The sequence below is a fragment of the Acidovorax sp. GW823-FHT01C06 genome, assembly GCF_058798375.1.
This window is the reverse complement of the sequence record NZ_JBXAKN010000006.1, coordinates 237522-250866: the sequence shown is the minus strand read 5'-3', so window position 1 is coordinate 250866 and position 13345 is coordinate 237522. Positions and strand designations below refer to the sequence as shown.

General features: G+C 69.3%; 9 protein-coding genes. 3 read left to right on the top strand and 6 right to left on the bottom strand.

Going from position 1 to position 13345, the window contains the following annotated elements; genetic code table 11:
- From AC1RCS_RS14920 to AC1RCS_RS14910, 3 genes are all read right to left on the bottom strand, one after another.
- On the bottom strand, positions 1 to 873 hold the full coding sequence (locus AC1RCS_RS14920) for a branched-chain amino acid ABC transporter permease (RefSeq protein WP_218297917.1): 873 nt from the start codon (positions 871 to 873) through the stop codon (positions 1 to 3).
- Positions 874 to 1207: 334 nt separating this feature from the next.
- Positions 1208 to 2395 carry an ABC transporter substrate-binding protein gene (locus AC1RCS_RS14915; protein ID WP_218297918.1) on the bottom strand — a complete coding sequence of 396 codons (1188 nt, stop codon included), beginning with the start codon at positions 2393 to 2395 and terminating at the stop codon, positions 1208 to 1210.
- Between the two features lie 330 nt (positions 2396 to 2725).
- Entirely contained in the window at positions 2726 to 3505 is a 780-nt protein-coding gene (locus tag AC1RCS_RS14910) for a GntR family transcriptional regulator (protein ID WP_492245240.1), read from the bottom strand.
- A gap of 287 nt (positions 3506 to 3792) precedes the next feature.
- On the opposite strand from AC1RCS_RS14910, the gene AC1RCS_RS14905 reads away from it, so the two are divergent.
- Both AC1RCS_RS14905 and AC1RCS_RS14900 read left to right on the top strand, forming a co-directional pair.
- Positions 3793 to 4839 carry an aromatic ring-hydroxylating dioxygenase subunit alpha gene (locus AC1RCS_RS14905; protein WP_369643666.1) on the top strand — a complete coding sequence of 349 codons (1047 nt, stop codon included), beginning with the start codon at positions 3793 to 3795 and terminating at the stop codon, positions 4837 to 4839.
- Complete coding sequence (locus AC1RCS_RS14900) at positions 4836 to 5801, top strand: PDR/VanB family oxidoreductase (RefSeq protein ID WP_218341756.1); 966 nt, start codon at positions 4836 to 4838, stop codon at positions 5799 to 5801. The genes AC1RCS_RS14905 and AC1RCS_RS14900 overlap by 4 nt, the downstream gene beginning before the upstream one ends.
- 212 nt (positions 5802 to 6013) lie before the next feature.
- Here AC1RCS_RS14900 and AC1RCS_RS14895 read toward each other — a convergent pair whose 3' ends face one another.
- The 3 genes from AC1RCS_RS14895 to AC1RCS_RS14885 form a co-directional block, all read right to left on the bottom strand.
- Positions 6014 to 6364, bottom strand: coding sequence for an HPF/RaiA family ribosome-associated protein (locus tag AC1RCS_RS14895; RefSeq protein WP_218297921.1), 351 nt, complete (start codon positions 6362 to 6364; stop codon positions 6014 to 6016).
- 244 nt (positions 6365 to 6608) lie between these two features.
- Positions 6609 to 8618 carry a CHASE2 domain-containing protein gene (locus AC1RCS_RS14890; protein ID WP_492245239.1) on the bottom strand — a complete coding sequence of 670 codons (2010 nt, stop codon included), beginning with the start codon at positions 8616 to 8618 and terminating at the stop codon, positions 6609 to 6611.
- Complete coding sequence (locus AC1RCS_RS14885; protein WP_492245238.1) at positions 8590 to 12162, bottom strand: TonB-dependent receptor domain-containing protein; 3573 nt, start codon at positions 12160 to 12162, stop codon at positions 8590 to 8592. The genes AC1RCS_RS14890 and AC1RCS_RS14885 overlap by 29 nt, the downstream gene beginning before the upstream one ends.
- 297 nt (positions 12163 to 12459) lie before the next feature.
- Here AC1RCS_RS14885 and AC1RCS_RS14880 point away from each other — a divergent pair, with 297 nt between their 5' ends.
- Complete coding sequence (locus tag AC1RCS_RS14880) at positions 12460 to 13332, top strand: gamma-glutamyl-gamma-aminobutyrate hydrolase family protein (RefSeq protein WP_218298053.1); 873 nt, start codon at positions 12460 to 12462, stop codon at positions 13330 to 13332.
- The last annotated feature ends 13 nt before the right edge of the window (positions 13333 to 13345 follow it).

Sequence of the window (13345 nt, the reverse complement as noted above, 5' to 3'; positions counted from 1 at the left end):
TCATTTCCCTCCCTTGCGGACAAACAGGCCCTGGGGCCGCCAGATCAAAATCACGATCATGAGGCTGTACACGATGAAGGCACCCAGCTTGGGGATGTAGTACTTGCCCGCCACGTCGGCGATGCCCAGCAGCAGCGCGGCCAGCAGCGGGCCGGTGATGGACGAGGTGCCGCCCACCGCCACCACGATCAAAAAGTAGATCATGAACTTGAGCGGAAAGCTCGGGTCCAGGCCCAGCACCTCGGCGCCCAGCGCTCCGCCCAGCCCCGCCAGGCCCGAGCCAAACGCGAAGGTGGACAAAAACACGATGTTCACGTTGATGCCCATGCCGGCGGCCACGCGCTGGTCGTCCACGCTGGCGCGCAGGCGGCTGCCGAAGCGGGTCCTGGCCAACACGTACTGCAGCCCTACCGTGAGCGCCGCGCACACCGCGATGATGAACAGCCGGTAGTGCCCCATGCCCAGCATGAAGGCGCCGCTGCCGATCTCGGTGCGGCCCTTGAGCCATTCGGGCAGCTGCATGATCTGCTGGGTGGAGCCCACGAAGTAGTCCACGCTGGCCACGGCCATGAAGACCAGCCCGATGGAGAACAGCACCTGGTCCAGATGCGCCTTGTTGTAGAGCGGCCGGTACAGCGTGCGCTCCAGCACCGCCCCCAGCAACGCCGTGCCGACAAAGGCCAGAGGCAGGCACACCAGAAACGGCACGCCCAGCCGCTGCATCAGCAGCACCGTGATATACCCGCCCGCCATGGCAAAGGCCCCGTGCGCCAGGTTGATGAAGTTCATCAACCCCATGGTCACGGCCAGACCCACCGCCAGGATGAACAGCAGCATGCCGTAGGCAACGCCGTCGAAAAGAATGGTCAGCATGAAATCACTTCAATGAAGACGAACAAGAGTCATGGGCTCGTGCACGGCGCCCTGGCTTCGGCAGGCTCAGCCTGAACGGGTGGTGCCACTCCACAAGCTCAGCCTGAACGGTGACGCCCTGGCTTCGACATGCTCAGCCCGAACGGGTGGAGGAAAGAGGGCCACCGACCCCAAAAACTGGCACGCCCCACACCGGATGGAAAACCGCCCCCGCCCGCAACAACCGGCGCGCCCCAGGCCAGTGCCACCGTGGAACTGGCTTCGCCAGGCCACGGGTGGCGTCCCCCTCCGGGGGAAGGCGCGAAGCGACTCAGGGGGGCTTCCTATCCCGGGGTTACTTGGTTTTTCCGGGGTCCTTCACATCCTTGATCACATCGAACTCCACGTTGTAGAGCTGGCCGTTGACCCGCTCCACCTTGCGCAGGTACACGTTCTGCACGATGTCGCGGGTCTGCGCGTCGATGAACACCGGGCCGCGCGGGCTTTCAAAAACCTGGCCCTTCATGGCGGCCAGCAGCGCGTCGCCGCCGCCCGCGCCCTTGGTGGTGCGCAGCGCTTCGTAGATCACGCGCATGCCGTCGTAGCCGCCCACGGCCATGAAGTTGGGGCGCAGGCCCTTGTTGGCCTTCTCGAAGGCATCCACGAACTTCTTGTTCAGCGGCGAGGGGTGCGCGGCCGAGTAGTGGTGCGAGGTGACCACGCCCAGGGCGCCGTCGCCCATGTCGTTGAGCTGGTCGTCATCGGTCACGTCGCCAGTGGCGATGAGCTTGATGCCGGCCTTGTCCATGCCGCGTTCCAGGAACTGCTTCATCACCGCGGCGCCCGCGCCCGAGGGCACGAACACGAACAGCGCGTCGGGCTTGGCGTCGCGCACCTTCTGCAGGAAGGGCGCGAAGTCGGGGTTGCGCAGCGGCACGCGCAGGGCCTCGGTCACCTGGCCGCCGTTGAACGTGAGGCGCTGGTTGAAGTACTTCTCGGCGTCGATGCCGGGGCCATAGTCGCTCACCAGCGTCACCACCTTCTTGATGCCGTTCTTGGGCGCCCAGTCGGCCAGGGCGACCGACACCTGGGGCAGCGTGAAGCTGCTGCGCACCACGTAGGGCGATGCCTCGGTGATGCTCGACGTGGCGGCCGCCATCACCACCAGCGGGGTCTTGGACTGCGTGGCCAGCGGCGCCGTGGCCATGGCCGACGGCGTGATGCCCATGCCGGCGAGCACGTTCACCTTCTCGTTCACCACCAGTTCCTGGGCCAGGCGGCGCGTCACGTCGGGCAGGCTGGTGTCGTCCTTGATGATGAGCTGCACCTTCTTGCCGGCCACGGTGTCGCCGTTCTGCGCCATGTAGAGCTTGGCGGCGGCCTCGATCTGGCGCCCCGTGGTGGCCTGCTGGCCTGTCATGGGCAGGATGAGGCCGATCTTGAAGACGTTGTCCTGCGCCGACGCGGGCACGGCGGCCAGGAGGCCTGCGGACAAAGCCAGGGCGGCAGCGGCCGAGGCGCGAAGAAGGTGGCGTTTTTGCATCGTTGTCTCCTGTGGAATGTCGTTGTATACAGCAACTGCTGGCCGGAGTTTGGAGCGTGGGGCGTCATTTCACAAGTGGGATTTCCGACTTTTAGATATCGCCAAATGGGATAACTAAGCCTTCCGCCGGGTGCCCTGGGGCGGCACCCTGTCCTTCGGGCGCAGAGGGCAGCCACGGGCTGGGCCCACCCGGACTCGCCGGGGCCGCGCCCGCCTGCTTCATGCGCGGCACCCTGGAGGGCCGGCAAAAGTCCACATCGCCGCAGTATCAAAAAGATAGCTGCTGGCGCTTTCCACATATGCCCCGAACCCCATTTTTCCGCCCAAGAATCACCCGCGCTCGCGGATGAGCCCCACCCCCGGCAGCCCCTGCACCTGCGCCGCCTGCACGGCCGCCAGCAGGTTGCGCCGGGTGATGCGCGAGTGTTCGCGCATGATGGCCTCCGCCCGCGCGCCCTCGCGGCGTTCGATGGCATCCAGGGCCTGGCGGTGCTGGTCCTGCGCCACCACCAGCATGTCGCGCGCCGCGTGCGAATGCGTCTGGACCACCACGAAGGCCGAGGGCGACGCGAAGGGCAGGCCCTTGACGCGGTCCAGCTCGCGCGCAATGACATCGCTGCCCACCATGCGGCTGAGCAGCAGGTGAAAACGCGCGTTGAGCTCCACGTAGCGCGCGAAGCCCTCGTCGTCCAGCGTGCGCGGGACCAGGGCGGCATCGATGTCGTCCAGGCAGGCGTGGGCCTGGGCCAGCACGGTGGCCTCCACGCCGCGCTCGGCGGCCAGGCGCGCGGCCAGCCCTTCCATGGTGCCGCGCAATTCGATGGCATCGGCGACATCCGTCTCGGAGAAGGTGCGCACCGCATACCCGCCCCCGGGCAGCCGGTGCAAAAGCCCTTCCTGCTCCAGCCGCATCAGCGCCGCGCGGATGGGCGTGCGCGACACCCCCAGTTTTTCCACGAGCGTCAGTTCGGCGATGCGCGCACCGCCCGGCAGCTCGCCCGCCAGGATCATCTCGCGCAGCCGCAACTGCGCCTTCACGGCCTGGGAGGCGCCCGCGTCAGCCACGGGGGAAGGACCGGAAGCGGTCAAGGGGTCGTCGTTCAGATTCATGGGGGAACTCCACGCCCGGCCTTGCGCAGGCCGGCGAAGAAATACACAGACAGAGGCGCCATGTGGCACCCCTCAATGTATACAGAAATTCCCCCCTGGATTCACAACACGCCCAGCAAAATCAATCAAAACAACAACTTATAGGCCATGCCAATGTGCGATAGCTGATTTCGCTGATTTTTATGTATACAGCGCCGCCGGCATTTCGCACAATTCGGACCAGCGCCCAGGCTTTGCGGCCGTGCCGCCCCGGGCCCCACGACCCCCACAGAAAGAGACAAACCGCCATGTATCCCAAGAACGCCTGGTACGTCGCCTGCACACCCGACGAAATCGCGGACAAGCCCCTGGGCCGCACCATCTGCGGCGAGAAGATCGTGTTCTACCGCCCCGCGCCCGACCAGGTCGCCGCGCTCGACGACTTCTGCCCCCACCGGGGCGCACCGCTGTCGCTGGGCACCGTGTGCGACGGCCACCTGCAATGCGGCTACCACGGCCTGCGGGTGGAATGCACGGGCAAGTCGGTGTCCATGCCCGGCCAGCGCGTGCAGGGGTTTCCCAAGGCGCGCAGCTTTCCGGTGGTGGAGCGCTACGGCTTCATCTGGGTGTGGCCCGGCGACGCGGCCCAGGCGGACCCGGCCACCATCCACCACCTGCCCTGGGCCGACAACCCCGAATGGGCCTATGGCGGCGGGCTGTACCACATCGCCTGCGACTACCGCCTGATGATCGACAACCTGATGGACCTCACGCACGAGACCTACGTGCATGCCACCAGCATCGGGCAAAAGGAAATCGACGAGGTGCCCTGCAAGACCCGCGTGGAGGGCGACGAGGTCATCACCAGCCGCTTCATGGAAGGCATCGAAGCCCCGCCGTTCTGGAAGATGGCGCTGCGCATGAACGGCCTGCCCGACGACCAGCCCGTGGACCGCTGGCAGATCTGCCACTTCACGCCACCGAGCCACGTGCTGATCGAAGTGGGCGTGGCGCTGGCAGGCCACGGTGGCTACGACGCGCCGGCCGACAAGAAGGCGTCGAGCATCGTGGTGGACTTCATCACGCCCGAGACCGAGACCTCCATCCACTACTTCTGGGGCATGGCGCGCAACTTCAAGCCGCAGGACCCGTCGCTCACCACGCAGATCCGCGAGGGCCAGGGCAAGATCTTTGCCGAAGACCAGCAAATGCTGGAGCTGCAGCAGCAGAACCTGCTGCGCTACCCCGAGCGCAAGCTGCTCATGCTCAACATCGACGCGGGCGGCGTGCAATCGCGCAAGGTGCTGGACCGCGCCCTGGCGGCCGAACGCGCGCCCGCGGAGCAGCCGGCATGACCGCGCAGGAGACCCTGCAGGTCCGCGTGGCCAGCAAGCGGGCCGAGGCCGAAGGCATCGCCAGCTTCGAGCTGGCGCGCGTGGACGGCGCGGCACTGCCCCCTTTCAGCGCGGGCTCGCACATCGACGTGCACCTGCCCGGGGGGCTGACCCGGCAGTACTCGCTGTGCAACGCCTCGCACGAATCGCACCGCTACCGCATCGCGGTGCTGCGCGACCCCGCTTCGCGCGGCGGCTCGGTTGCCATGCACGACAGCGTGCACGAGGGCGACGTGATCACCATCAGCACGCCGCGCAACCACTTCGCGCTGCATCCGGCGCAGCGCACGCTGCTCCTGGCGGGCGGCATCGGCGTGACGCCGCTGCTGTGCATGGCCGACCGGCTGGCGCACACGGGCGCCGACTTCACGCTGCACTACTGCACCCGCTCGGCCGAACGCACGGCGTTCGCCGGCGAGATCGCCGCCTCGGCCATGGCGCCGCACACGCAGTTCCACTTCGATGCGGGCGCTCCCGGCCAGAAGCTCGACCTGCCCGCGGCGCTGGCCGGACCCGGGCCCGACAAGCGCCTGTATGTGTGCGGCCCCCCGGGCTTCATCGACCACGTGGTGAGCACCGCCAAGGCCCTGGGCTGGCCGCAGGACCATATCCACCTCGAATACTTTGGCGCCCCCGCGCAGGACACCTCGGGCGATCAGGACTTCGACGTGCGCATTGCCAGCACCGGCAAGGTCTACCGCATTGCCTGCGATGTGTCGGTGGTGGAGGCCCTGCGCAGCGAAGGCATCGACATCCTGACCTCGTGCGAGCAGGGCGTGTGCGGCACCTGCCTCACGCGCGTGCTGGAGGGCGAGGTGGACCACCGGGACATGTACCTCACCGACGAAGAAAAAGCGGGCAACGAGCAGTTCATGCCCTGTTGCTCGCGCGCGCGCAGCAAGCTGCTGGTGCTGGATCTGTGAAATTGACCTCCCCCTGAGTCGCCCGTGGCGCCGTCCTCCTGAAGGGGGACGGAGCCCCCGAAGCGGGGCGGTTGTTGCTTGGCGGGCCTCGCGGGGGGCACGCCCAGCTCATGCACCCGCTCCAGGACAAACACCAGGCTCCTGGAAAAGCTCCTGAATTTATAGCTGCCAGCGCTTATCCATCAAGCGCTGGCAGCCAATTTCATTCAAAACTACTCTTCCACCGCCGTCCGGATGGTGTCGCGGCCGTGGCGGTCCTTGGCCCGGCCCAGGTCGGTATCGAGGGCGCGGCCCAGCTTGTCGGCGGCACCGATGAAGGCGTTGGCCATCTTGTCGGCTTCGTCGGTCACGGTGATGGGCTGGCGACCCGTCACGCGCGCTTCGATGCGGCAGCGCTTGTCGTTGGCGCCGGACTTGCCCGCATCCAGGTCCGACAGAAACACCTCCAGCCGCGTGACGTGATCCTGAAAGCGCGACAGGCGGCTTCTGGATTCATCCGTGATCCACTGCGCGAGCGACTCGCCGCCGTGGATGTGGTCGTCTGTGTTGACGTGTACTTGCATCGGGGTTCCTTTCAGATGACGTTGCTTGAGAAACCTGTCTGACTGGGAATCGTCGGCTGCGGATTGGCCGCAGCGGTCCATTTTTTTACCGTCTTTGGCCCCATGGCTCGGCCATGGGGCTGCAAATCCAGCAAAACCATCCTCGCTGGGCCAATCTTCGCTTCGACGCTCCAGGTCAGACAGGCTCCTGACCCCATGATGGCACCGCGGGCCATGTCCCCGGTGAATACATGTCAAAACATCCTCACAACTTGTCCAGCGCCACGGCGGGCGACCAGTCGCCGCCAGCGGGCAAGGCGCGCGCCAGGGCCACGCGCTCCTGCAGGCGCAGCGCCGCCGCATCACCGGGCACGCGCGCCAGCACCTGCGCCAGATGGCCATTGGCGCGCTCCCAGTCGCGCGCATGGAAGGCGTCCAGCGCCGCCAGGCTGGCATCGCGCACCACGGCATCGTCGCAGGGCGTGAACACGCGCACCGGCTCGGTCTTGCCCTTGACGATCACATCGTCCAGCGCGCGCAGCGCCACCGAGGCGGGCAACTGCGCGGCCGTGGCGGCCGACAGCAGGATGCCCGTGCCAAACGCCTTGTTGGCGCCCTCCAGCCGGGCCGCGAGGTTCACCGCGTCGCCGATCGCGGTGTACGAAAAGCGCTGTTCCGACCCGACGTTGCCCACGACCACCCGCCCCGTGTGCAGGCCGATGCGCATGTGGATGGGCGGCAGCCCCCGCGCCACGAGGTCGGCCACCAGCGCCTGCATCGCCTGCTGCATGGCGATGGCCGCCTGCACCGCATGCAAGGCATGCTGCGGGTCGTCCAGCGGCGCGCCCCAGAACGCCATCACGGCATCGCCGATGAACTTGTCCACCGTGCCGCCGCTGGCATGCACGATGGGCGTCATCGCGTTGAAATAGCCGGTGAGGACCTCCACGGTCTGCTCCGCGCTCAGCTGCTCGGACAAGGTGGTGAAGTTGGCCAGGTCGGTGAACATCAGCGTCACCTCGCGCGCCTCGCCGCCCAGGCGCATCAGCCCGGGCTGCGCGATGAGGCGCGAGACCACGGCGGGGGGCACGTACTGCGCGAACATCGCCCGCGTCTGGCGGGCCCGCTGGCGCACGATGGCAAAGCCCACGAGCGCGGCCGCGCCGTAGACGGCCACCGCGGCCGCGGCGGGCAGCAGCGGCGGCCACCAGAGGCGAAAACCGGCGAACAGCCACCACGACACCGCCCCCATCGCCACCACCAGCGCCCCCGTGAGCGCCGCCGCGCCCGCCGGGTGCAGGCGGCGGCTGCCCCACAGCAGCACGGGCACCAGCAAGGCGGTGAGCGCGAGCGTCCAGCCCTCCGAAACGCTGCGCAGCCCGCCGCCGGACAGGAAGTTGTCCACCAGCGTGGCCTGCAGCTCCACCCCCGGGAACAGCCGCTCGCCCCCCGCCGTGCCAAACGGCGAATTGAAGAGATCGGCCTGCGAGCGCGTGAGCTCGGTGGCCGTGCGCGCCGAGCGCCCCACCAGCACGATCTTGCCTTTGAAGAAGCCCGCGGGCAGCAGGCCCGGCTCCAGCGCCTGGTAGTACGAGCGCGTGTCAAAGGTGCCACGCGGACCCCGGTAGCCAATCCAGTCGAAGTGGCGCAGCACCGGCATCTGGCCGCGCGCCTCGGCCGCGCGCTGCGCCAGGCGCAGCGCAAAACTCTCGCGCGCCACCGGGGCGCGGCGCACCACGAAGTCGTCGTCCGGCTCCACGCCGGCATCGCCCGCATCGGCACCGGCGTCCAGAAAACGCTGCAGCGGCAGAACGTCCATCCACAGCGCGGCGTTGGCGCTGTCGATCTTCTCGCGGGTGGCGGCCAGGACCACGGGGCCGGTCTCGGCGATGCTGCGCGCCAGGGCGGCGTCTTGCGCCTCGGTGGACGGGTCGGCGAACACGATGTCCAGGCCCACGGCGGCGGCGCCCTCCGCGTGCAGGCGCCGCAGCAGGGCCGCATGCGTGCCGCGCGGGAACGGCCAGGTCTGCTGCAGTTCCTGGAAGGTGGGTTCGTCGATCGCCAGGATCACCACGGGCAGGCCCGGACGCTGCGGCGCGGCCAGGGCCGTGAGCACGTCGAAGGTCTTGAACTCCAGCGCGTGCCACGGGCGGCTGAGCGTGGCGGCGCCCACCAGCAGCAGCGCCAGCGCGCAGGCCCCCAGCGACAGCAGCCGCTGCCGGCGCCGCGCGGTGGGCGCGGCAGGCTCAGAAGCGGTAGCGCGCGTCCAGGACATAGCGGGTCTTCCTGCGGTCCGACTTCGGCGCCCACAGGTTCATGGCGGCCACACCCACGACCCAGTGCTTGTCCTGCGATTCCCAGAATCCCATGAGGTCCACGCCCCAGCCCGGCGCGATGCGCGTGAGGTTCTCCTTGTCCTCGAAGCGCTCCGACCGGTACACCGCGCGGCCGCTCAGGTACAGCCGCTGCGGGCTGGCCCAGGTGGCGCCCACCGCCAGCGTGTGGCGCGGGATGTAGGGGATGCGGCCCACGGGCACGTCCGCGTCGTGGCTGCGGCTTTCGCTGCCCTGGTAGAGGTACTTGGCATAGCCCGACCAGCGCCGGCTGAACATGTGGTTGAGGCCCGCGCCCAGGGTCTTGAGCGTGCCGGAGTCGAAGCTGGGCGTGTCTTCCAGCAGGTCGGTGGTCGAGAGGTTGACGAGCTGCGCGTTGCGCATTTCTTCGAGGAACGGCAGGCTGGGCGTGCGCAGGTCCACGCCCACGGTGCCGGGGTTGCGCACGCGCAGGTGGTCCGCGCGCAGGTTCAGGAAGGTGCTCGCACCCAGCTCCAGGCCCACCTGCGCCACGGTGCGCTTGTGGCGGCCGCCGGCCTCGACCAGACGGTCCTCGACGGGAATCCCCGCCGTTTCCACGCTGGTGAGCGTCGATACGCTGAGCGGGCGCAGCCAATCCTGATAAGCCATGCGCACCGTGGTGCCCTGCGCTGGCTGCCAGACGAGGCCGACGCGCGGCGTGACCACGCGTTCCATCTCGGCGCGGCGCGCCTCCTCCTCGCTGAAGTGGTCCAGATTCACCAGGTAGCTCTGCGTCAGGCCATCGACGCGGTGGCGTATCTGCTGCAGGCCCAGCGCCGCATCCAGGTTCAGCGCGGGGTCCAGGCGCTGGGTCGTGGCCAGGGTCAGGGCGGTGTAGCGCCGGTCCACGCGGTTGTACCCGCCCACCAGCAGGTAGTCGCGGTACTCGCCCACGCCCGGGATGTTGGCGCCCACGGCCGCCTCGCCCCCGATCAGGTTGTTCTGGCGTTCGCGCACGTGCTCCAGCGCCACGCTCCAGCGGCTGCCGGGCGCGGTGTCCACCGTATGGCGCAGTTGCAGGTCGGTGAACTGTTTCTTGGGTTCGCTGCTCACGCCCATCAGGCTCACGAAGGGCGGCTGCAGATACAGCGTGGGGTAGCGCAGCAGCAGGATGTCCTCCACGCTGCGCCCCAGCTTGATCCAGGTCTGCTCGGTCGGCCCCCAGCGGTAGGACATGCCCAGGGCGCCCTGGGTGCTCTTGTTGTCCATGGAGGTCTCGAACAGGTTCTGGCTGCGCAGGCGCATGTCGAACTGGTTCACATAGGCAAACAGGTTGATGCGCTCGGTGGGCTGCATGCCTGCGCCCACCGTGACCGCGCGTGCGCGCACGTCGCCATAGCCGCCCCGCACGGCCGGGGCATCGTTGACCTGCAGATCGAACGGAAACTCGCTGGCATTGGCCGACTGCGCCTTGAAGAACCACGACACGGGCACGTGGGTGTTGTCCATGCCGTTGAGGGTGACCGCGGGCGCCCGCATGCGGTACAGGTCCTTGTCCAGCGTCACCCCCACGGCCCCGTGCGCGCCCGGCTGCTGCAGCAGCGACGAATACCGCTGGCTCGCGCCAAACGCCATCGGGTCCGTGAGGAAGCCCTGGAACAGCGCCGAGTTCTTGTTGAACTCGCCCGGGTAGCGGTCCGCCAGGAACAGGTGGCTGCCGCCCCAGTACGGGTAGAAGCTCTGCTGCGCCAGCTCCAGCGCCCAGTCCTCCATGCCGAAGAACGCGAGCGAGGCGCCCAGGTTGGCGCTGCCCTTCTGGTCATTGGCCACCTGGTTGAGGGACTTGAGATAGGGCATGCGTTCGACGGCGGCGCGGGCCGCCTCCACGGCCTCGCCAGGCTGGAACAGGTCGGTGTGGATCTGCGCGAGCAGCATGTACGGGACGGGGTCCTTGTCGTCCAGGGCGCTGGCCTGGTGCAGCGTGGCCAGGGCATCCTGGTGGCGGCCGAGCTGGTAGTACGCCACGGCCGTCCAGGTCTTGGCGCGCGCGTAGCGGGGCTCCATCACCCCGGCGCGCAGGAACACGTCGAGCGCGGCCTGCGGCTGGCCCTGCTTGAGGTGCAGCAGCCCCTGCCCCGTGAGCGCCACATAGTCCGCCGGGTTCTCGCCGAGCGCCGTGTTGAATGCCTGGCCCGCCTCCGTGAACTGGTTGGCGAAGGTCTCCAGCGTGCCCAGTTCGCCCCAGGCGCCCGGGCTCTGCGGCGCGAGCGCCAGGGCCTGCTTCAGGCTGGCGCGGGCCGGGCCGGAGTCCTCGCGCTCCGTGTGCGCGCTGCCCAGGCCCTGCCAGCCGCGCGCGTCGCCCCCGGCCAGCCGCGTGGCCTCGGTGTAGGCCGCCAGCGTGGCGGGCGCATCGCCCCGGCGGCGGGCCAGCTCGGCGCGCACCAGGGCGATCTCCGCGTGCGCGGTGCCCTGCGCCGGGGCCAGCGTGGCCGTGGCGTCCTCCACGCGGTCGCTCAGCATCTGCGCCCGGGCCAGCTGGGCCACCAGCGCGGGGTGCGCGGGCCAGTGCTGCAACGCCGTGCGCAGGGTCTGCGCGGCGGCGGCACCATCGCCGTCCATGAGCTGCAGGTCCGACTGCATCAGCCACGCGGGCAGCGGGGCGGCGGCCGGCGCGGCGGCGGCGAGCTGGCGCGCCAGCAGTTCGCGAGCGGCCAGCACCTCGCCGGACTGCAGCGCGATGGCGGCGTCCATCACCGCCGCCCACGGTGCGGGCGCCTGGCCCCGCGCCTGCGCCAGCGCGGCGCGGGCGGTGGCCAGATCCCGGGCGGCCAGCGCGGCGCGCACCGGCGCGAGCGGCGGCGGCACGGGCTCGGCGGCGAGGTGCGGCACGGGGTCGGCGCGCAGGGCGTTCACCCACTGGATGCGGTCGCGCGGCTGGCTCAGCACGAGCTTGACGGGGGCCTTGCCCACTTCGGCGATGGCGGCCTCGTTGGCGCCCACCGAGACCTGGCCCTGCGCATTGGAGAACTCCACCGTGCCCGACAGCACGGTGAGCAGCGTGCGGCCATCGTCCTCCACGGCGAGGTCCCAGTCCGTGCCGCGGATCGCGGCGGTGGCGGCCGGCGTCTCCAGGTTCAGCCGGCTGCCATCGGCCCGGCGCGTCTGCGTCCACGCGCGCCCGGCGTTGAGCAGCAGGGTGGTCACGGGCTGGGCCGGCGTGGCCACGCCCTTGACCTGCAGCACGGTGTTCTGGTGCAGGCGCAGCTGCGTGTCGTCGGCGAACAGCAGGGCCATCTTGGCGGCCTGGCGCGTGCGCACGAAGTCGCCCGTGGCCAGGGCCTGGGCGGGGCGGGCGGGCTGCCAGTCGGCGGCGGCCGCGGCGCGCTGGTCGCCCGTACCCTGCAGGCTGATGATCTCCGCGGCCGCGCCCGCGGGCACGGCCGCGTGGCCGGAGAGCGGCCAGGCCAGGGCGGTCAACGCGGCCAGCGCCGTGAGGGCGGGCAGGCAATTCTTCTTGTGGGGCATGTCGTGGACTTTCGGGGAAGGCTGGAATGGCACCCGCCGGGCGCAACCTCCCTGGCGCCCGGCGTGCAGAAATTATCACGAGCCCCGGCCCCGCAGCCCCCCGCCTTCACGCTGCATGCGCTTGCATTTTCATGAAGAAAGCCACATTTCGCAGCATCAAGTCACGGCCCGGGGATCGCGCACCACCCCGCACGGCCCCTTCCTACAGACGCCGTGCGGGGTCGGTGCTACAAATTGGCATACCCCTTGCATCGCACCGGGTGCACACCATTTGCGTACCGCCCGGAGCCTTCCACCATGCCCGCTTCCCGCCGCCTCAAGATTGGTCTGTCCGCCTGTTTCCAGCATGCCGACCCCACCCGCCCGCTTTTCACCGGCAAGACGCTGCAGTATGTCGAGCAGTCCATCGCGCACTGGCTCATGTCCGCCGGCGCGATGGTCGTGATGGTGCCCTGTCCCACGGGCGAGACGGCGCGCGGCGACGTGACGCTCGCGCACTACGCCGACTGGCTCGACGGCGTGGTCATGCACGGCGGCGCCGACGTCTGGCCGGGCAACTACGGCGAGGAACCGCTGCGCGAGGAGTGGCTGGGCGACCGGGTGCGCGACCTGTACGACCTGGCCGTGGTGAAAGCGTTCGCCGAGGTGCGCAAGCCCATCTTCGGCGTCTGCCGGGGCCTGCAGCTGATCAACGTGGCGTTTGGCGGTGCGCTCTACCAGGACCTGCAGACCCAGCACCCCGGGGCGCTGGAGCACCGCAACGCGACCACGTACGACCAGCATTTCCACGACATCCATATCGTGCCGGACTCGCACCTGGCCAAGCTGTATCCCGACACGCCCCGCGCCCGCGTCAACAGCATCCACCACCAGGGCATCAAGCGGGTGGCGCCGGATTTTGTCGTCGAGGCCCTGAGCGAACCCGACGGCGTGCCCGAAGCGATCCGCCTGAAGCCCGCGCCAGGGCGCGGCTACATCGCCGCCACGCAGTGGCATCCGGAATTTCACAAGGTGGGCGCGGACACCTTGGACGACACCGCCATCCTCGACGACTTCCTGTCCGCCTGTGCGCTGGCCAAGGCCAACCCCCCGCCGCACCGCGGCCCCCTGCGCATCCGCGACCGGGCGACGCGGATGCTGCGGCAGGCGCTGCACAGGACCCGGGAGTGAGCGCACGCCGCGC

Excerpts from the sequence above, each read along its gene's own strand:
- AC1RCS_RS14920 (WP_218297917.1), bottom strand. The coding sequence starts at position 873 with ATGCTGACCATTCTTTTCGACGGCGTTGCCTACGGCATGCTGCTGTTC.
- AC1RCS_RS14915 (WP_218297918.1), bottom strand. The coding sequence starts at position 2,395 with ATGCAAAAACGCCACCTTCTTCGCGCCTCGGCCGCTGCCGCCCTGGCT.
- AC1RCS_RS14910 (WP_492245240.1), bottom strand. The coding sequence starts at position 3,505 with ATGAATCTGAACGACGACCCCTTGACCGCTTCCGGTCCTTCCCCCGTG.
- AC1RCS_RS14905 (WP_369643666.1), top strand. The coding sequence starts at position 3,793 with ATGTATCCCAAGAACGCCTGGTACGTCGCCTGCACACCCGACGAAATC.
- AC1RCS_RS14900 (WP_218341756.1), top strand. The coding sequence starts at position 4,836 with ATGACCGCGCAGGAGACCCTGCAGGTCCGCGTGGCCAGCAAGCGGGCC.
- AC1RCS_RS14895 (WP_218297921.1), bottom strand. The coding sequence starts at position 6,364 with ATGCAAGTACACGTCAACACAGACGACCACATCCACGGCGGCGAGTCG.
- AC1RCS_RS14890 (WP_492245239.1), bottom strand. The coding sequence starts at position 8,618 with ATGTCCTGGACGCGCGCTACCGCTTCTGAGCCTGCCGCGCCCACCGCG.
- AC1RCS_RS14885 (WP_492245238.1), bottom strand. The coding sequence starts at position 12,162 with ATGCCCCACAAGAAGAATTGCCTGCCCGCCCTCACGGCGCTGGCCGCG.
- AC1RCS_RS14880 (WP_218298053.1), top strand. The coding sequence starts at position 12,460 with ATGCCCGCTTCCCGCCGCCTCAAGATTGGTCTGTCCGCCTGTTTCCAG.